17 protein-coding genes are annotated in these 19,599 nt (G+C 60.7%); 3 read left to right on the forward strand and 14 right to left on the reverse strand.

The window, feature by feature from the left end; translation table 11 throughout:
• The first annotated feature begins 86 nt into the window (after positions 1-86).
• Positions 87-587: a uracil-DNA glycosylase family protein gene (locus tag ASF96_RS17635; protein WP_162239419.1), complete on the forward strand. Its 501-nt coding sequence runs from the start codon at positions 87-89 to the stop codon at positions 585-587.
• Between the two features lie 111 nt (positions 588-698).
• Here ASF96_RS17635 and ASF96_RS10210 read toward each other — a convergent pair whose 3' ends face one another.
• From ASF96_RS10210 to ASF96_RS10245, 11 genes are all read right to left on the reverse strand, one after another.
• The gene (locus ASF96_RS10210) at positions 699-1,250 is read right to left on the reverse strand and encodes a DUF3846 domain-containing protein (protein WP_055938733.1); all 552 of its coding nucleotides are present in this window, start codon (positions 1,248-1,250) and stop codon (positions 699-701) included.
• A 176-nt stretch (positions 1,251-1,426) separates the two neighbouring features.
• Complete coding sequence (locus tag ASF96_RS10215) at positions 1,427-1,690, reverse strand: hypothetical protein (protein WP_055938738.1); 264 nt, start codon at positions 1,688-1,690, stop codon at positions 1,427-1,429.
• Between the two features lie 415 nt (positions 1,691-2,105).
• On the reverse strand, positions 2,106-2,465 hold the full coding sequence (locus tag ASF96_RS16955; RefSeq protein ID WP_156458808.1) for a hypothetical protein: 360 nt from the start codon (positions 2,463-2,465) through the stop codon (positions 2,106-2,108).
• Between the two features lie 28 nt (positions 2,466-2,493).
• A complete protein-coding gene (locus ASF96_RS10220) occupies positions 2,494-4,863 on the reverse strand; it encodes a glycoside hydrolase domain-containing protein (RefSeq protein WP_162239420.1) in 2,370 nt (789 codons plus the stop codon).
• 949 nt (positions 4,864-5,812) lie between these two features.
• A complete protein-coding gene (locus tag ASF96_RS16960) occupies positions 5,813-6,352 on the reverse strand; it encodes a hypothetical protein (protein ID WP_156458809.1) in 540 nt (179 codons plus the stop codon).
• A gap of 51 nt (positions 6,353-6,403) precedes the next feature.
• Complete coding sequence (locus ASF96_RS16525; protein ID WP_156458810.1) at positions 6,404-8,740, reverse strand: glycoside hydrolase domain-containing protein; 2,337 nt, start codon at positions 8,738-8,740, stop codon at positions 6,404-6,406.
• Positions 8,741-8,775: 35 nt separating this feature from the next.
• Positions 8,776-9,771 (reverse strand): hypothetical protein, encoded by a 996-nt coding sequence (locus ASF96_RS16965; RefSeq protein ID WP_156458811.1) that lies wholly within the window; start codon positions 9,769-9,771, stop codon positions 8,776-8,778.
• A gap of 1,273 nt (positions 9,772-11,044) precedes the next feature.
• Complete coding sequence (locus tag ASF96_RS10230) at positions 11,045-11,485, reverse strand: hypothetical protein (RefSeq protein WP_156458812.1); 441 nt, start codon at positions 11,483-11,485, stop codon at positions 11,045-11,047.
• A 1,276-nt stretch (positions 11,486-12,761) separates the two neighbouring features.
• Positions 12,762-13,115 (reverse strand): DUF6907 domain-containing protein, encoded by a 354-nt coding sequence (locus tag ASF96_RS17640; RefSeq protein WP_442922496.1) that lies wholly within the window; start codon positions 13,113-13,115, stop codon positions 12,762-12,764.
• A 294-nt stretch (positions 13,116-13,409) separates the two neighbouring features.
• Entirely contained in the window at positions 13,410-13,754 is a 345-nt protein-coding gene (locus ASF96_RS10240; protein ID WP_055938751.1) for a histone-like nucleoid-structuring protein Lsr2, read from the reverse strand.
• A gap of 201 nt (positions 13,755-13,955) precedes the next feature.
• Complete coding sequence (locus tag ASF96_RS10245) at positions 13,956-14,984, reverse strand: hypothetical protein (protein ID WP_156458813.1); 1,029 nt, start codon at positions 14,982-14,984, stop codon at positions 13,956-13,958.
• Positions 14,985-15,124: 140 nt separating this feature from the next.
• Between ASF96_RS10245 and ASF96_RS10250 the strand changes: the two genes are divergently transcribed.
• Positions 15,125-15,406, forward strand: coding sequence for a helix-turn-helix domain-containing protein (locus ASF96_RS10250; RefSeq protein WP_055938755.1), 282 nt, complete (start codon positions 15,125-15,127; stop codon positions 15,404-15,406).
• Between the two features lie 269 nt (positions 15,407-15,675).
• Here ASF96_RS10250 and ASF96_RS10255 read toward each other — a convergent pair whose 3' ends face one another.
• Entirely contained in the window at positions 15,676-16,575 is a 900-nt protein-coding gene (locus ASF96_RS10255; RefSeq protein ID WP_156458814.1) for a hypothetical protein, read from the reverse strand.
• 61 nt (positions 16,576-16,636) lie between these two features.
• Positions 16,637-17,065 carry a hypothetical protein gene (locus tag ASF96_RS10260; protein WP_156458815.1) on the reverse strand — a complete coding sequence of 143 codons (429 nt, stop codon included), beginning with the start codon at positions 17,063-17,065 and terminating at the stop codon, positions 16,637-16,639.
• Positions 17,066-18,235: 1,170 nt separating this feature from the next.
• Here ASF96_RS10260 and ASF96_RS17180 point away from each other — a divergent pair.
• A complete protein-coding gene (locus ASF96_RS17180) occupies positions 18,236-18,505 on the forward strand; it encodes a hypothetical protein (RefSeq protein WP_162239421.1) in 270 nt (89 codons plus the stop codon).
• Here the strand turns inward: ASF96_RS17180 and rpsO are convergent.
• Positions 18,498-18,791 carry a 30S ribosomal protein S15 gene (rpsO, locus tag ASF96_RS10265; RefSeq protein WP_055938761.1) on the reverse strand — a complete coding sequence of 98 codons (294 nt, stop codon included), beginning with the start codon at positions 18,789-18,791 and terminating at the stop codon, positions 18,498-18,500. The genes ASF96_RS17180 and rpsO overlap by 8 nt on opposite strands.
• Positions 18,792-19,599: the final 808 nt, after the last annotated feature.

The following is a 19,599-nucleotide window of genomic DNA, read 5'->3' on the forward strand; positions in this document are numbered from 1 at the left end:
CATACGCAGATCGCCCACGAACTTGGCCAATCGAAGCTGCCATCTTCCGAGCCTACGAGCTGTCTCCGCTCTCCAGGGTGCGAGTGGTGGTGGTCGGACAGGACCCGTACCCGAATCCCAACCACGCGACCGGCATTGCCTTTTCCACCGGCCCGCAAGGCGCCGTCAGCGACGCCCTGCGGGCGATCTACGTGAATCTCAGCGCAGACCCTTCATTCGTCACTCCCAGTCACGGCAACCTTGAAGAGTGGGCAGCCCGGGGAGCACTTCTCCTCAACGCCGCGCTCACGCTCAGCCCGACGAGCTTGAGTAGACGCTGCGCCATCTGGCGGCCACTGCTGCGCGCCACGCTTGCAGCGGTGAGTGCTACGGGCAGACCAATCCCGGTCGTGCTCCTAGGAGGTAAGGCGCACGACCTCCACACCGCTGTCGGGGATCCGACTGCGGTCCAGGCTGCGGGCCACCCCACGCCTCGCAATAAGGTAGCGGATCGGTTCCCTCTCTTCGCGAGCTCCCGCCCCTTCTATGATGCGAACGACTTCCTGACCAACCGCGGCGAACCGCCTTTCGATTGGTCCGTGATGTAGGGGTCGTGCGGAGGATGCCTGGACGTGAAAGGGGCGACGACTGCACCGGGCCGAGAACTTGTAGTTCTCCAGGCCGAGCAGTCGCCGCCGTGGGTTGTGTGTCTGAGTTCGTCAGACGGCGGGTGGGTGTTCCAGATCGGCAGCATCGCTCGCCCGGATCGGCATGGTCGCGATCCCAGGTCTGACAGGCGCGACGCGGACGTCTTCTGCGTCATGCCAGCGCTCCAACGTGACCATGGCCCAGACGAGTGCCTCGAAGTAGTCGTCATAGGTGCCGGGGATCTGGGTCCAGTCGGGCTCTGCCTTCGGCCTTGCCTCGACGCGCCACTTCCCTGGTTGACTGAGCAGCCCAGCGGTGTCTCGCGGGATGTCCGTTGAGTCGCCATTTCGATCCGGCAGCCCGGCGACGAGCGCCGGGCCGACCAGCATCGCCTTCTGCCGAGCCGCGGGGACGTAATACCACCAGAGGAATGTGGCGCGGGAGTTGAACGGCAACCCCAGCACCAGGCCCTCTTCGTGGACGTACATCGTCACCCCAAGATCTGCGATGTCGACCGCTTCCATCCAGCCCTCGACCGCCCGCTGATAGTCCTCGCGCGAGTCCAACGTGGCGGTCTTGAGCGGTGCGGTGTTGTCTGCCGGGATGATGATGCCCTGCACCATGGTGTTCCTCCTTTGTGTGTGCGACCGGGAACCGGGATGGTTCTCGTGGAATCGCAGAGCACAAACGAGGGCGGTTCATCGTTCGGGACAGCGGGTGAGGGGTGGGGCGGGGCGGCCGGCGAGCTGCGTCCGGGATGGACGAAGCTCGAGCCGGCCACCCGTGTGGAGTTGCGCCGTCAGGTGCCCTGGGGCTTCGGCGGCGTCCGCGGGGTCTTTGGCGCCGGTGTGGCGTCGAAGATCGCGGCGATGGCATCACGTTTGCCTGCTGCCTCGCGTTCGATTTCGTCGCGGACATCTTTCGCGCGGCGTTGGATGGCTGGGTCGGCTTTGGTCTTGTCGATCCAGGCTTCGATAGCGAGGCGGACTTCGTCGGTGACGGTCCGGTCGTTGAGCTGGGCGATGATGTCCAGCTGGGTGCGGGTGGACTCGTTGAGTCTCACCGCGAGGGGTTTGATCGGGCCGTAGCCGAGTCCGTTGGCGGACGCAGCCGGGGCGAGCGGCGTGTTGACGTTGGACTCGCTCGTGAGCGGGTCACCTCCTTGACGGGTGCGGCCGAGAACTCTGTTGGTTCTCTACGAAGCCGCAGGCCAGCAACGAGGTATTGGAGCGGGTGCCAGAACTGAACTGCAACACCCGCTGGTCCCAGTGAACGACGGAATGTTCAGACTGACAACCGTCCGATCGGACAATCCGCGGTCGCTCGGTTCCTTTCTTTGTGGGTGCGCTGACACGGCATACGGCAAACGCAAGAGCGCGACCGACTTGCTGGGTAACCTTTCTTATGACTGCTGCGGATTCGCACTCACGGCGTGGTACACCGAGGACAATCCGGTGAATAGTGCCCAAGGGCGATTCTCATTTTCTTGCGCGAACGTGTCGCGCTAGTTCGCATATTCCCCACGTCAAAAGAGATACGACCAGCCCTCCAAAACCGCCGAAGATGAGCGCTAAACCGCCGAAGATTTTAATGCCGCCATCCGTGCCGAAGAGTACCGCGTGAGGATCTGGTGTGACGGGCCAGAAGAATAGAACCGATAGCCCGGCGAGAAGGAAAAGGACGGATGAGGTTCCCGCTCCCACGGCGAACTTCCAACTCGCGAATCGAGCGCGTAGCACGGTCCACGTCACGCCCCACAGCACGGCGATCAGACTGCCTGGCAGGCTCGCGGTGGCGATGAGCGCGACGATTGGCCACACGCCGGAGTAGTTCGTCAAGAAGAACATTCTTGCCTAGCGAGGTGTGTCATCCCTCAGCGCTGGCCTTTGCGACAAGGACGTCGTGAAACGCTTGGGCGAGTCCGTTGATGACGTTGACGGGGATCTGTTCGGTGGGGCCAAAACCTTGGGTGACCATGATCGCTCTCCGGAAGGAAGCGAACGCGAGGTCGTCGTTCTGGGTGAAGACTCGGAGGGCAACGTCGTAGATCGAGTTACTGGAGCTACCGAAGCGGGCGTTGATGACATTGGAGTACCGGCGGCCCCAGGTGCCGTTGTTCGCGTAGTAGGGCTGGAAGACTCCCGCAAGGGGGATGGTTCCGTCTGCGCGGACAATGAGGCCCATGTTCATGCCATCAACGTCTTGAATGAGGTCGTCGAGGCCGAACGTGCTCCCTAGGGTGTCGTCGGTGGTGCCGATCCATTTCTTTCCGAAGACGAGTGGGTCTGTGGTGCCGCCGTGGTTGCGGTAGTCGCATGCGGTGCTGATGAGATCGCCGGCCCATCCGGCAATGTCTGCCACGTTGACTCCTCCGTCGGTGGGGACGCCGGTAAAGGTGACGCCATTGAATGCGGCCGCGAAGTGGTCGGCGGCCTGGGGTCGGTTGGTCCCGGGGTCGACGTAGGTGAAGACAGCGGTAGTTCCCGCGGGCGGAGTGGTGTTGTTCATCTGGGTGATGAACGCGTTGGCGATAGGCCCGTCCGGCACGGTGAACTTCGGGTCGCCGTAGGTCAGGTGTCGGAACCACTGGGCGACGAGGTTGCTCGGGATCGGGTCTATCGCGGTGTGGTGGGCGGCGTAGAAGGATTTCGCCTGCTGCTGTACCCAGGTGAGGTACTTGAAGAACACGGCGTTCTTCTGGGCTGTGGGGGTGAGGGAGGTTACGCCGTTGTCTCGGCCGGATTTGATGTTCTTGTCAATTTCGATGGCGCCTGCGCCTGACCCGACGGTCTCGCCAGCGATCTGGTTGAACGACCAGTCCTTGGGGAGCGGGAATCCGAGATTGCCGCTGAATCCGGTCGACATGCCGCTGACGAAGCTTCTGGCGGAGAGGCCTGCCGCGGAGATGGTCGAGCAGACGTTGCGGGAGCCGTAGATGCCGATGACGTACTTTCCGCCTCGGTCGGCGATACCGGTTTGCACACCCCTGAAGTACGGCAAGACCGTGGCCTGAACGTCATCTGCTGTGGCGTCGAAGTCGACGGCGAAGTAGATCACCGTGCCTGCAGGGAGACGGTAGCTGGTGGCGGCGTCGTGGGCTGCGTGGGCATCGGTGATGCCTTGCGGGGTGGTGAACCAAGCGATGTCGTCGCCGCCCTCTTCGAAAAGGGGAAACAGCGTCAGGCCAGCGCTGAGGATGGTGGCGATCTCACCAGGTTTGATCTTCTTATCGAGTGCGCCGGGCAGGGCGTAGTTGGTGAGATACCTGCCGACCGTCTTGTAACCGGCCGCGACAAGGGACTGCGCGCGGGCGGCGGTGATGGTGGATGCCATGTCGGCGGCGGTTCCGGGCCGGCTGGGGTCGCCCGTGCTGACGAGGAGCTCCATCCAGGTCTGGAAGTCTCCATGGCCGTTTCGAGATGCGGTCGGGAAGGCGGCGAACCCCTGGAACAGCTTCACCTTGTCGCTGACCGTCTGGCTGTACGTGCCGTTGAAGCTGACCGGCCATTGGTTGAAGATCATGGCAGCCTGGAAGAGGCGGACGAATCGTTTGGTCGAGTCGACTTTGCCTACTGTCAAGGTGGCGTCCGCGGTCTTGAGACCGGCCTGAGTGCCGGGCCCGACGTTGCCGTTGGCGACTCCATCGGCCATTCCGATCTCGTACTGGATCCCATACACCAAAGCTGTCTGCACCCCGCGGGAGAAGTATCCGTCGCAGGGGAGATAGAAAAAGTCTTGGCGGTTGATGTAGGTGAGGTTGAGCCATTTCTGAGCAGCGCGCACCGCGGTGCTCCCGCCCTCGACGAGAACAAAGGCGTCCATGTTCATGAGGGCTTTGAGGAGCTTGGGTGAAACGGTCCCCGTGGAGGCCGAGGCGCTGTAGCCGATGTCCTGCTGCATGGCTTTGACGCCGGCGATAGTCCGAGCGTCCCAGATTCCGCTAATTGAACTTCCGTCGTATCCCTTGCAGTACATTGCCGACTGAACAAGCTTGACGAGATTGTGGTTTGTCTCCGCGCTCCCGATGGCGCCATGCGCTTGGGCGTGAGCGTAGGTTGATGGACCGAAAGCGTCGGTCACCGGACTGATCCCGAATTCAGTCTGAAGGCCCATAATCAAGCTGTCGATCGTATCCCAGCCGGTGTTGCCGTCCTCAACACAGTGACTGTATCCTGGCACGTTTTTGTAAGTCATGTTGACCCACTTTTGCGCGGCAAGAACCATCGAGTCACTCATTTGCATCTCTTTTCGTCGCTTGAACTTTCGTGCACGTACCTTTGGACGGCACTCCTCAATCGGGATGCCGTCCAAGGTCCGGGGACCTCTTGAGAGGTTCCGGTTGAACGCGATCTACCAAATAACGGTGCCACACCCGCTGAGCCCAGACACGGCCCGAACCTTGGTATTGAGATAGAAAGCTCCCTGAAGCGGCCCGGTGCTTCCTCTGCTTAAAGCAAGGTGATAGCTGCACCGGGCGTCATTAGAAAAGCCGTTCTTGGAAAGTACAGGATTCTGTCAACTTCCGTAGATTAGCTCGTTTGGGGCCTACGCAGGGCGACGTTATTCATAAGGCTTTGCCTCACGAGGCGTCTTAGACACGCGGGCGCCGTGTTGGCGTACCTCGACCCTGCTGGCCCGTCCCTACAGCTTCTACGTCTCGGCCTCCGATTTCATCAAGCGGCGAATCCTCGAGGCGTTCTTCGACTCTTTGGATCGAAGACGATTACGCCAGATAGAAGCGCACGGCGAGGTCTACGAGCCTGCCGCCCTCATCCAGGCGCCTGCAGCGGAATGGTTGACAGCCAAAGCAAGGAGCGCCAGAGATACCGATGACGCTCTCGACTCCACACCGAGTAACTACTATCTCTGGGCAATTTTTTCGAGTAAGACCAGTGGTGCGCCTGTTAGGACCAGCCTCCAAAAAGATCGGGAGAGCTGCTTCCAGCCCTGGAAAAACTGCAGAAGTTAGCTGAACTCGCGGCCGCTGTGCCTGCGGATCCCTCCCATGACCTGGACGAAACGAATCGCTCCTGGCTCATCCGTCGCCGTCTCAGCGACGAGCAGGTTGCGGAGTTGACGGACCGCAGGACACAAACGAGTCGGGCCTATGGGAGTGGTGCGGCGGCCGACCGCGAGAGCAAGGGAGCGCTCGATCCCCGTCGCGCGGACCTGAGTCGTCAGAGAGCTACCGAAGCGCGGACAGAATCATCACGAGAGGGACTAGCGCTAGAAAGCTGATCTGCCATGCTGTTGCAGATGACGGGCGACCAGCGACCGCTGCCGAAACTGAGATCGATCCGACGGCGACGGCGAAGAGCGGCAGGACCCAAGCTAGAGCCGTCCAGAACCACTGCCACCATGGAAATGGCGTTCCCGGATCAAGCCCGACTCCGCCGAACAGCCCGAGGGCACCCGCCACAAGGGCAAACGGCGCCGCTGCTCCGATGCTCACTCTCGAAAAGATTCGAGCCACTCGCGGATTCAATTGACGCGCCACTGAAGGTCGCGAAAAGAAGTAATGAACAAGCACGGTTGATAAGCACACGACGGCAAGCTTTAGCTGACCGTCTACCAGCGAGGCGCGCGGATCCTCGCCATAAATATACGTAACGATGGTGAAAGCAGAGCCGCTCACGAACCACCACAGACCAGCGATCAATGATGCCACATACGCGATCACATAGCTCAATCGAAGCAGCGCAGGACTGGCATTCAGCCTTACCATAACGTCACCCTCGCGTATCCAAGTACCGATATTCGACTTTTTTAGACATCGTTAGAGCCCAGCGAACTTCCTGAGAACATCCGACAGCCCACGTCCCATGTCGGTGCTCTGTGCATCTGATGGCCCGGGGCCCCTATGGATGGTCAACGCGGGCACACCCCAACTCGAGATTGTGAAGATGGATTTTCCCGCCGTTGTAACCTTGGAAAAGCTGCCACCAAAGCGTCCATTTACAAACTGTCGGTACCGCCAGCGCGGATCAACCTGGACCTCGGCTTCGATCTGACGAACGATCTCTGATAGTGGCACCTGGGGGCTTTCCCCCATCTTACTTGCGACGATGTACGCATCGACATCAGTAACGAGATCTTCTCGACCAAACCCAGGAGCACCCTCCCCTACGTTTGTCTTGACCCACTGCCGTACCTTTCCCCCCTGACCCGCATCCCGCAAGTTTTGCCAGGCCTGCGCAAGGTCGAGACCCCAGCCACCCAGGTCGCTAATCTCCGCCGACCCAGAACCGACCGGAGTTGGCCACGGCGGGTTCCAATATCGTAGATATGAACGGGTCGATGCCGCCCAGTGGGTGAGCCTGGATCGCGTTGAGGACGGCGGCAGAGGCATCTCATTCCGAAGAATAGACAGCGACTCGAACTCAGGCCCAGCGTTCAATACGCTCGGGGCGTAGGCTTCCCACTGTGCATCGTTGTAATCAAGGAACGCCAAATAGTGCAGCGCGACCGTGTTGGAGCTTTTCACCCAATTGGATCCAGCGCCGGAACGGATAGCCTCGATCCGTGTCGAGAGCTCAGTTAGATACCAGAAGTAGTCTTCGTCGAATCCGATACCGGGCACGGGAACGTAGATTTGCTTTAGGGGCGTCGGAAGTACGTCCTGAGAGCCAGCAGGGTTTGCTCGGGACGATTGAATGTTGGTGTCAATCTCAAGGTTTGTACCATCGAGAGTGTGATTGCGAATCTGGTCATATGACCACGAAGGCGGCAAGGGATAACCAAGATTCCCACCCCAGCCCCACGACATAGATGCGACGAACGCCTCATCTGCATACCCTTCGTTCACAAGTCGTGCGCAGACATTCCGGGTCCCATACACGCCGATCCGATATTTCACACTCGAGGCCGCGAGCCTGTCTCTGACTCCCCGGAAATACGGAATCACACGAGACGTAATTGTATCGTCAAGTGGGTCAAAATCGACTGCGAAGAATACCGTGTTGCCATCCTTGAAGCCAAGTTGACGGAGCCGTCGAACAGCCTGGAATCCGTGGTCTTTCCCGCGACTGTAGCCGAAGTACTCAGCGAATGTGTTGTCTTCCTGCATGATGGGAAATGTAGCGAGACCGGCGGCAAAGATTCGGGCTAGTTCGCCCGGCTGATATCGCTTACCGTTGACACTGAGATAACGGCCCACTGTCCTGTAGCCGGCCGAAGAAAGAGCAGAACAGTACTGCGCCGTGAGGGGAGTGGACATATCACTCGCAGTGCCCGCGCGAAGCTCATCACCAGTGCTGATGAGAAGCGAAGCCCACGTCGCGAAGTTTACCGTGGCACCACCGGGCAGCTCTGCGAATGACTTAAATTTCTGGACGCTTTGCGAGGTAGCAGAGTTAAATGTTCCAGTCAGAGGAGTGCTATACCCGTTCATGCGAAGTGAACACTGCAGCAAGCGCACCCAACTCTTGTTCCCATCGGCAGCTCCAGGAACCAGTCCGCCGTTCGCGGTAAGACCGTTACGCGTGCCGGAACCGAAGTATCCGTTGGCTTGAGAATCAGTCATGCCTAGTTCGTACTGGACTGCCGTAACCAGACCCTGCTGTGTGCTACGCGTGAAAAAGCCGTCACACGGCATGAATGGCATCTTCCTACTACGGTATTTTCCGTTCAGCCACCTCTGGGCCTCTCTAATCTCGGACACGCCACCGGAAAGGAGGGTATACGAGTCGAGGGTCATGAGCGCTTTGACCATTTTGGGTGTGAAAGCATTCGCGACCGGTTCGCCTTGCGACGTTAGCCCGATGTTGAATGAAAATGACTTGAGCCCCGCATTCATCACGGCGTCAAAAGTACCCCACGTGTACCCACCGGTGTACCCCTGACACCACAAGGCGCTCTGCGCGAGACGCTTGACATTCGCATTCGATGTTGACGACACAATGAACGGGAACTGGGTTGCGAGACGATCAAAGGTGGTATCGCCAAAAGAGTCAGAGAGGGTCGAAATGCCAAGTTCAATCTGCAACCCTCGAATGAGGCCAAATACGGTCATCCAACCGATTTGACCATCGACCGTCAGAGATCGCCATTGGCTGTTGTTGCCGTACGTGACGTTCAGCCATTCCTGCGTCTGGCGCACTTTCTCGTCTGCCACTGCATCCCCCGCTTTTTTTCTGACAACTCACCAAATCAGGCGGTTGCGCTAAGTTCTTTGAACGTGCTTACCGGGATGCCCGAATCGGTGAGCGGAAAAATCGAAAGCTTGCCGGTCTGCCGAATCATGCGCGGATCTTCGCCGACGTCGACCGAAACCCGACTCACAACTGCGGGATTCACGACGGGAACGGTTGTCGCGTCGTCTCGCTCGAAGAGCACCGATCGTGAGTCGGTGGCCATTAGGGGTGCCGTCACGGTCAACTGAACGAGCGATCGGTTGCCTGCGGACTCGACCGAGACTGTGATGCCATCGGGTACCGTCGGCGCCCTGTCTAGAGCGCTCGCACAGAGCGCCTGGATTGTGACTCCTGCCGGCACTGGATTCGGTCCGACGGAGAGGATCTGAATCGACTGCGGGATCATCAGGCCTTTGACCGTCGTCCACTGCGCTGATAACTCCACGCCCCAGGGCGACGTCGGGAACTCGTCGATGGCCAAGGCGAGGAGCTCAACCTCGGCGCCCGCCGCCCCATCGAACATCTTTATCGACGTTGCGACCGGAGTGTCAACATTCTCGGACGGATACAGTGAAACGGGCGATGCGTCTAGGAATACATTGGTTGCGCCAGCGGGCACGATCAACCGCAATACTCCACTATCGAGTCGCTCCGCGACTATCTCGATGAACTGATCCGTCAATGCCTGAACATTTTCCGAGACGAGGAACAACCGCGGATCCCAATTAATAAGGATCTCTACGTCCGACGGAACGTCAACCAAAGTGAGGACACGTGGGAAACGGTACGTTTGCCCAGCCGACCAATCAGCGAGGAAAAATGTCTGCTCTACGAATTCCGTGGCTTCAGCTGCGAGCTGTGCCGACGTCGGCGAGGGTGTCGCGCTCGGGGTGGGAGTTGGTGACGCATTGGCCGGTGTCGGACTTACCGACGGCTGGGGAGTCGAGGTCGCGTACCCGACGGCGAGTACAACAGCTTTCAACGCGGTTCTTCTACTGAGCGAATAGAACATCAACAATGTTCCTTTCTTACGTGTCGCGAGCTGTCTCTTGCCGCCGCGTATCGACGGCGCGCTCAGTTGTGGAAGTTGACGCCAGTTAGAAACCGTCGAACCCACTCAACGTGAACAGCGGGCGAGAGTCGGACTGCGGATGAGGGCCGCGCCCGCTCGACGATCGATCTATTAGCCGCCAACAAATCCTTGAACTTGAATCTCCTGGCCAGCGGAAGCGCAGTCATCGCCAATGGGAACACCCTCGGTCCAATCCAGTTTCGAGATCGGACTGGATCCACCAAGACCGGTCGAAACAGGGGGTGCGATCGACTGCAACCTCTTTACATCCTCGGCAACCGCCCCTTGCCCGCGGGTTGGGACCGTTGCGAGCACGCGGGTCGCGAGGCTTAACCAGCCCTCGTACTCGGTCTTCTCCGTGCGCCCCTGATTGAAGGCGACGGTGGCGTTCTGGAGGATAGTCAAGACGTCGCTGAAGGCGTTGCACGTATCCGCGTCAGTCACTTCCGAAGCTGCTGGCGCCTGCGACTGTGACGCCGACGGCGCCCCAGTCTCTGTTGACGCAGGCGCTGAAGCTGAAGCTGAAGCTGACGAGCACGCTGACAGCATGATGGCAGACACGGCCAACGCCGCGGCGACACCTGTGAAGCGATGTTCTGAGAACATGAAAGTAAACCTTCTTTCAGACCGATCGGTCAATCGAGTCGACCGGGATGCAAATGGAACACTGTATAGATCTCGACGGCATGGAGATCGACGTTCAGGGCAGCGCGACAGATCAGCTCATTTGCGGATTCCACGACAGGTATCCGGACCAGGTGCCCGATCCGATCGACCCGTACCCAGCAGAAGTCTCCATAATCCGAACTTGTGTTCGTAGCTTCAGCGTCCGCCCAGGTTGAAACGTACCGAGAGAACAGCTGGCATTCTGCCCCCACCACTTGGTCATGCTGCCGCTGCCATAGATGCGGTCATTCGAGTCCAACAGCCACATGTTCATATCTGCTCGATACCACCGACGGTTGTCGTATGCGGATACGTCGGTGAGTCGGAACGAGACCGGGCCCTGAAGAGCTCTGAATGTCGACCAGGTGACTGTTGAGCGTTGCGTACCGAAGTCAAGCATCGGTTGCCATGTGGGTTCAATGTAGACGGTGGGCATGTCATTCCTTTGAAGTGTTGTTGGGTCGTGTTCACCTGGGCGCGCGTAACGTCGCGATCCGGTGCCCAGTAAGACGGGGAAGAATCGCGCGGCGCCAGCCCGGCGGTGTATCTAGGAGACCGCCCCGGCAAAGACAAGGAGCGGAGCGAAGTCAGACTCAACGCTATTGCTCTGCGTGTCGCTGCCAGCAGAGGTTGCCCCCTCAAGCGCGTGCTCGACGAAATAGTTGCCGGGGTCTTCAAGCACGACCCGACGCGTCTGGCTGTCGTACCCGGCCTCCAGAGCGCGCAGAAGTCCGTCAGCCTTCGCGCTGTCATGCGCGAGGTCTGCCTCATATGCTGCGGTAACCATCGACGCCTGCCAGAAGCAGTACGCCTCCGCATGTCCCGCGCCTACCTCCCACACGCTTCCGCGGAGGGACTCCCCTGACTGCGACTCCGCGGGGAACGCATAGCCCTCCGGCAACGCAAACGGGAACGTCGAAACAGCATCCCGGTACTCAGCCCGAAGCCCGTCGAGGTCCATTAGCCCGTGACGCTTGAGCTCAGGCATCGAGACCGGCTGCACTTCGGCCGCGACAGCCGCATTGCCCGCCCCGAAACCCCCCAACAGAACACCCGACCCCCCCGCTGCCCACCACAAGAACGACCGTCGCGTCCAGGCGCGATCAGAGCGAGTTTCCATGAGCCCCCCACATACTAAACAGTCCACACAAAAGCAAGTCGTTGACCAGCTCCGCTTCCCTCCGAGCGTAAACTTGCGCTTCGTTTTTTGTATGTAGACCGTTTGGGGGACACCGGCATTGGTGACGACGTCCACCCCACCATGTGAAAGACGCTCGGCACCTAGGCATGCCGCCGAGATCATGAGAGTGCGCACGAGGGCATCGTGTGGTGAGCAGTACCTACGAAATGTGTGCAGCTTTTCTCCCCCTGACCGGAGCATTCGGCCGCTTGAGCGGGTCTCAGATCAATCGATTCAACTGATCTCTAATGGTGCCTGAGCGGCGCGAGCGGAAGCCTTGTCTCTCGATGGTCCACGGCTGAAAGCGATACGTCTCGTCCAGAAGTTGATGAAGACTCACACGGCCTCCGTTATCGTCCGATCGGACGATTCATGGCACCCCCGCGAACGCCACGAAGGCGAAGCCGCCACGCTCGGCCGCGCCGCGTGTCCAACGCTCTGAATTGGGGCGCTGGAGACCGTCTGAACGCAACTAGAGAGGGACGTAGATGGGGAACTCGCACCCTGACGCTCGACGTTCGTAACTCAAGCGAGCTTGCCTGCTACAGCGAAGACAACGCAAGCAATCGCCGTCATCACGACGACACGGGGTAGGGCAGCTCCACCCTACAGAAGGGTGAGAATCACCAGCAGCAGCCCAGCGATAGTCGGTCCGACCGCCAGACGCCGCACTACCGCACTCCCCGCCGCCGGCCGCGGAGCGCCGGCAGCCCTCCGAGGTGGGACACCCATTACTGGAAATAGCCCTCGCGCCGGGCAAAGGGCAACCGCGAGCGGCGGCCGACCTACGCCGAGGAATCTCATCGTCTCTGAGATGGTCGCGCGAGAAGAGGCGCGCGCTGCGGGAGGAGAAAACACCGCTCGGCCGCGACGTCCTTCGCGGGGCGTCGCCCCGGATGAAAGTACTCATCGACGGGGCTGAGTCCCGAGCGCCTACTGTCGCGGCAGCGCGTGCGAGACTGACCCGTACGTTGGCCACCACGTTCAGAGCTGCAAGGCGACATGCCTGCAGCGTCGAACTGTCCAGTACTGGCCCTGGAGCGCGACCGTTCGCGTGAGCAACTTCCCCTCAGGTTCACTGCGGCTAGGAGTACGGCGCCGCGGTCCCGCGTCTATGTTCCTGTGCCGATGCGAGGGCCGTGCGAATTGCCGTATTCAGGCGCTCGGCACTGTCTGTAGTGACTGCGATGAGGCGCGCGCCATCCTCAAGCGGGCCAATGTAGAGGTAGGTGGCCTGAGCGTCCCTCTCCAGCGCCACCACGTAGTCCTCGGCAGTGAGGGATGCCGGTGTAGGGCCGCCGAGCGTCATGCGCCGGCGTTCTACGACTGGCACGATCTCCCCATTGCTGCGATGCCAGCGTGGTGGGGAAGGTTCTTGTCCATCATCGTGGCCGGCACACCACGGTGGACATTCGCTTGCGTTGCCAGTGTGCGTCATGACAAGCCTTCTCGTTCCGGTAATTCGCCAGTCCCGGGCGATGCGGGGTGCGCTCGGTTGCTCAGTCTTACCCTTTTTCTATGCCCCGGTCGACATGTTCGATGATTTACAATCCGGGCTTCCTAAGACACAAGATGCAGACACCAGAGCCCTTCTAGAAGCGGCCTGCGAGATTTTTGAGGAAATGGCAGTGAAGACTTGGTCTGGCGGACCGGCACCGAAAAACCATCAACGCCCCCACGAAACAGTGGGGGCGTTGATGTTCATAGGGAGACGCGCAAGAGAAGAGCAGGGTCAGGCGTTTGCAGCCTTGTACGCGTCGATCACGGTCGCAGGCACTCGGCCGCGGTCGCTGACGGTGTGCCCGTTGGCGCGCGCCCATTCGCGAACGGCGCCGAGGTTGAGGTCGCTCTTCGTCCGAGCGCCGCGAGAAGCAGAGGACCGGCTCGCAGACCCGATGGAACGGGCCGCATCCACAAACGGGGCGAATGCACCGAAGAGCTTCTCGGCGTTCGTCTCGGAGAGGTCGATCTCGTAGGCGCGCCCTTCGATGGAGAAGGAGATCTGCTTTCCTTGGCCTTCTTCGAGAACGCTGCCATCGAGATCATCGATGAGGTGGGAGATGTGTCGGGTAGCCATGCCTGCCAATCTACTCGCCCGTGGAGAGGCAAATCCATTCGCATCGATAGAGGGTCGACCTGACCCCGCACGATCAGCTTGGGAGAATCCTCATCCCGATGCCTGGTCTTTCGAATTCAGCAGACCGGCTTTTGCCTCACGAGCAATAGACCGGCCCGCCGCCCCATTCGAACGACGGACCGATCTATTGGGTTGCTCCTATCAGGAGTGTGCGCCTGCGCGGCGACGCGCCACCATGACAAAGGCGATGCCACCGAGAACGAGCACGCTCGCCCCGATGCCTGCCATGGCCGCGCTCGTGCGGTCAAAGCCCGTCACGGCTAGGCCGTTGGCGACGGTGAGGGAGGCGTAGGCAGAGCCGCTGGTTACTCCGCGCACCTCGATGTTGTGGGCGCCGATGGCAGCGTCGGACGGGATAGTCACCGTCTTCGCGATGGTGCCGTCCGCGTTGGCGGTAGTCGACAGCAGCTTGACCGGCGTCGAGTGGAGCCAGATCTCAACCGACTCACCAGCCGCGAAGCCGCTCGCACTCACCGTGATCTGGTTGCCTCGGGCGACCGTGGTCGATGAGAGCGAGACGGCGACGGGGGAAGCCGACGCGGTCGGGGAAGGGGACGCCGTCTCTGTCGGCTGCGGCGTGGCCGTCGGCTCGGTCGTCGGTTCCGGCGAAGGTGGGCTCGTGGGCTCGGGCGACGGCGTCATCGTGGGCGTTGGGGTGGGAGTCGGGGTGGGGTCGACCTTCTCGGGCACCGTGAACGTGTACGGCTCGATGATGTCCTTCGTGCCGAAGCAGTCGCAGTTGAGGACGTAGTAGCTGCGGATGTAGCGGGTGTACGTACCGGGGGCGAGCGTGATGGTCTGCGTGAAGACACCCGGGCCTGTGACGTCGAGGAACTGCGTCGTGTCGGAACCCGTGAAGTAGGTGTATTCCTCGGCACCGTCAACGACGTACGCCTCAAGGGGTGTGTTGTCGCGCTCGGGTGCCACGCCGGGGCGCAGATCGTAGCCGAACGAGAGCGTCACGTCGCCGCTGGCGTCGACCGTCTGATCGGGGCCGCTCGTGATCATGGCGTAGGTGTCGTCGTACGGCCCGGCTTCGGAAGCAGCAGAGGCGGACGCCGCCTGGGCAGTCCCTCCGATGCCGAGGACGAGAAGTCCGGTGGCAATGACGACGGTGGCCGCGGTGCGGCCTGCCCGTCTGGCGCGGTGAGTGGGTACGGGTCGGGTCATGGCGGAATCCCCCAGGTGTGCGGATGAGCGCCGAGCAGGGTGGCCGGCGCGCGCCTGTCCAGGACGGAAGGCAGGGTACGTCCGGAGATTACCAATTCCTATTGGTTACCACCAAATCTTCTTGGTCCCAGGCTTGAAGGGTGAGCACCAACCCCGCGAGTACGCCCGAGTGGGCCGAGTTCTCGCGGGCGCTCGGCATGAACCTGCGACGACGGCGAGACGCGCTGGGGCTGACACAAGAGGCCGTCGCAGAGCGGGCGGGCATCTCGCTGTACGCGTATCAGCAGTATGAGCGGGGTGCCGTGACGAGCGGTGGCGCGGCAACCAACCCAAGGCTGGCGACCGTGCTCGTGATCGGCGAGGTGCTCAGTGCGCCGATTCACGAGCTCCTTCCTCAAGTGCCGCAACTTCGTTCGCATTAGACGACGACGCACTCAATAGCTCACTAAGCGCCGCATGGAGAACGAGTGTCCCGGGTGGCGAGAGCCGCAAAGCGGTGACAGCTGTCGAGCGCTTCCATCTAGACATAGGGCAGCCGCGCGTCTTTCTCGAGCGCGAGCATGTAATCCGTCGCGAGTATGTTGAGTGGCCAGCCGGGATGCAAGCTCGCGGACTGACACTCCAGGAGGGAAAGTGCGGTGGTCTGGTCGGGGCCCGCGGAAGCACTTCCGAGTGGGCCCAGCGGGCTTGGCTAGGGAGCCTCACATGGCGCTGTCGAGACAAGCACGGGAACCATTGCTTCGCTGGCGCAGATGGTGGCAAACCGTGAGCCATCGCCGGCTGCATAGGTGATGCGGTATCCGTCCGGCTTGGACAGGCTCTCGCTTACCTCAGCCCAGGACGCCTCAGGGATCCCACGTAGGAGGGTAGAGATGTCACCGCCGTTCGGAGTGCCTCCCCATACCTTCAGCGGGTAGGTCGCACCTGCGGATACGGTCTGGCCATTCTCCATGCGTCCGTATCCCATTACCCACCGGCATCTGCCATCCCACGGCTGAATCACTGAGCAAACGGGGCTGCCCTCGTTGTATACGGCGCTGAAGATGAAGGTTGACAGATCGAGCGGCGAGATAATTCCGCTGACTGCCTTGAACGTGATGTCGCGCTGCGGGGTGGTGTTGGTGAGAGAGATGGACATCCCCATCGTCCGGGTGGCAGCAGTCACTCCCGGCGGCTCGGTCGACGGATCGGCGGTGATGTCGATAAGCCGGAAGTCGACGGCGAGATCGAAGGTGTAGCCCTGGTCATCGGTGATGGGGAAGACTTGTTTGAGCGAGCTGAGCGCGGGCTCGGGTTGGCTTGCGGCATGGACAAGCGCGTCTGTCCATGCCAAGTCTGGCTGATCTGCGCAGAGCTCGATGGCGTCGTTGACGATATCTTCGTCAGTCCACGCCGAGGCATCTCGCGAGGCCTGTAATACGGCGCCGTCGGCGACGTCGCGGCAGTACTCAGCCACGGCCGGAGCCGACGTCTCGTCGATCGGGCCGACCGGTTGAGACGGTTGCCCCTGTGCCGCGCAGCCGGCGAGAAGAAAGACACTAACGCCGAGCGAGCTGGCAAGGCGAACGAATGGACGACGAGTTGCGGGCATTTGGTCCCTGTCTGGAGGCGCGGGTGGTCGTAGACGGCTGGCAATGCGGGCGGGAAGCGTCCTAGTCGGCGAAGGAGCCCTCGAAGATGACCATGGCTGCGTCGTTGAAGTAGTCGCCGTAGTGAAGTGGATCGCCCGCGGGGTAGGCGTTGGCGATTGCCCAGTTGCCGTTCTGGACCCAGCGGGCGGTCTCGCCCTGTACATAACCAGCGGCGGCAAAGGCGGCGGTGATCGCGTCGACGGTGGCCTGATCCCCGTTCGGATAGAACGCCAGGTAGGCTGTCTCCCCGACGTACCCGGAGCTGCCGGTGTAGATGCAGGCGAAGCCATCCGGCACGGCCAGGCCAAGTCGGGCGCCGAGGTCGGCACCGCTCATCTCGACAGCCGGTTCTCCGAATTGCATCTGCAGATCCTGGCGGAGCTGGTCGGGGCACGGCAGCACATCGGGAACAGCCACCGCTGAGGACGGCTCGGACTGGTCGGTCGTCAACGGAAGCGTCGCTGAACACCCGGTCAGCGAAACTGCGAGCGCAATCCCTCCGAGAGCTCCCGCGATGGAGAGGTGCGAACGGTGGGAGACCGCGCTCGTCGGGGTGGTCTGGTGAGCGGGCGTTGGGGTGCGTCTGCGACGGAACACGGCGGGCTCTCCAGGGTTTGAGTGAGCGCCTGCGTAGGAGGGCAGGCAGGGTACGTCTCCACACTACCAATTTATATTGGTTGCCACCAACTCTTATTGGTTTCAAGGTTAAGTGCTGAGTACCAACCCCGCGAGCACACCCGAGTGGGCTGAGTTCTCGCGGGCGCTGGGAATGAACCTCAGGCGCGGATGCCACTCGGTCGGGCTTGCGCAGGAGGCCGTTGCTGAGCGGGCAGGCATCTCGCTGTATGCGTAGCAGCAGTACGAGTGCGGAGCGGTTACCAAAGGAGGCGTCGCAACAAACCCGCGACTTGCGACCCTTACGATGATCTGCGAGGTGCCGGGAGTCGGCGTCATTGATTTACTCCCAACGTCGCCGCCCCTGTTTCGACAATGACTTCTGGCTCGACTTTGCGTGCAGCAATGGCTCAATGGTGTTTTAACAACGCCCAGTCGCATGGGACCCAGCTGGCGTCGGCACATCCAACAAAATTTCCCTACTCGGTGCCGCGCAACCGGTCTCCTAACTTTGGTCGAAAGATGGCTTGCCAGTTTGACCTGCTTGGGGCGCTAATCGATTCTGGATTTCGAATCTCCGCGATGCCGGATCGGTGCCCAACTCGGCCCGCCGTGCTAATCGTTTTCACCTGAGATTTGATGACGCTTCGTTCGACGTTGATGTGGATATTGCCCAACGGCTGCTAGGTGAGATTCGCGGAGCTTGTTTTGTCGATGCGTACTCAGACCGGATCGATCCCTTCACTCTTGCGGGCTGCACCAGCCGCCGGCTGGATGGGGTTTGTAGACCCGGGGAACAGCAGAGGTAGCTCCTGATCAGTTCCGCGGGGCCTCTGGTCGTGCATACGAAGACGGTCCGCGGTGCGCGCCTCGTGCCGGGCTTGATACCTTTTCATGGGCACGGGAAATCGGGAATGCTAAACCCGCCGGTTGGGCAAATCGACGCGTCGGCCAGATGAAGCGACTTGCGGTTGACAATTCGGCCTTAGGCCTCATAATGCAGACATGAGTAACAAAAATTCGGAACAATCATGGTTATCTTCCACGCCTGAGCGAGACATGGAAGTTGACCGTATGCGACAAGTCGCTCGTTCGATTATCCCACCCCCGGAAGCGCTTCGGGTGCTTGAGGAGGCCTTGGGTTCAGAATCACCTGTTTGTGCAGATTTACGTCGTATTCATCGGTCGCTAGAATTGCGACCGGACACGGCTATGCTTATGTTCGAAGAATGGATATGGCTACACCGGCCAACAATCGTCGCCGCCGTCACCTGAACCAGTTGCCTTTCTTTACCTTATTTGAACTACCCCTACGGACATCGAGAGTGTAAGTGATGGTGCGGTACCTATCTATCGAGTCGCGTCGGAGGTACTCGAGCAAACGGCGCCGTTGCGCGACAAGCTGCAGAAGCCCTCGGCGAGCTGAGTGATCCGAGTGGGAGTCCTTGAGGTGTTCGGTCAGAAGAATTATTCGGCGATGGAGCAGCGCAATCTGCACTTCGACGCGCCCTGTATCACCAGGATGACTACCAAAACGCTCCACAATCTCGGCTGCACTCATGTTTCGTATTTGCTTTCGACTAATCCGCCCGACACCCTCCGGGCCAGACAGGGGGTACCCACTGACGCGACGCTCACGTGCACGCTTCGATGCTTCAACGGTGATGGCCGCTGACAGCATTCCCCCTGCGCTCGTGGCCTCGGGGATGCTGGTACCCCGAGCGCTGCCAAGCTCCTCGACCCTCCGGCGGAGGGATGTCAAGTTCGGTAGCGGCTCCCCTGATCGCGCCGCGACCCACAGTGCACCTAGGGCTTGATTGAACTCAAGGCTCACTGCGAGGTCGCTTTCGGCGCCCACCGCCAGCCTCGCGCGCTCCCGTGCTGATTCGAGGTGGAGTACTGCTTTTCGCGCTTGTCGCTCATCGCCGATGCTGACCGCGTACTCCATTTGCGCCAAGGAGTACCTACTGGCGAGGCTTGCTGCCGTGTGATCTAAAGGGCTAACACTGGCGCAGTACACGAACGTTGTGCGCTCAAGCGTGCGGAGGCGCCCCCTTGCAGCTTCCCAATTGCGTTTCTGTAGGTCGAGGTAGAAATTCATGTGTAACGCACGTGATGCCACGTCGTATCGGCGGACGTCGGCGGCGGGGAGAGCTGACAACAGGGACCGCGCGACACTTTGCAGCCGTTCTGCGAATTTTGCGACGTCATCTCCTCGCATCATCGCAATGAAGCCGTAAACCTGGTTTACAGCGGCGCTCGCACCAAGGGAGCTCAAATTTAGTCCATCCAGCAGCGTTACCGCCTCGTCAGCTCGACCACGCCTCAGCATGAAAAATGCATGCTCAAGACCGACGACATCACTGCTG

This window comes from Microbacterium sp. Leaf179 (assembly GCF_001423785.1).
Taxonomy (GTDB): domain Bacteria; phylum Actinomycetota; class Actinomycetes; order Actinomycetales; family Microbacteriaceae; genus Microbacterium.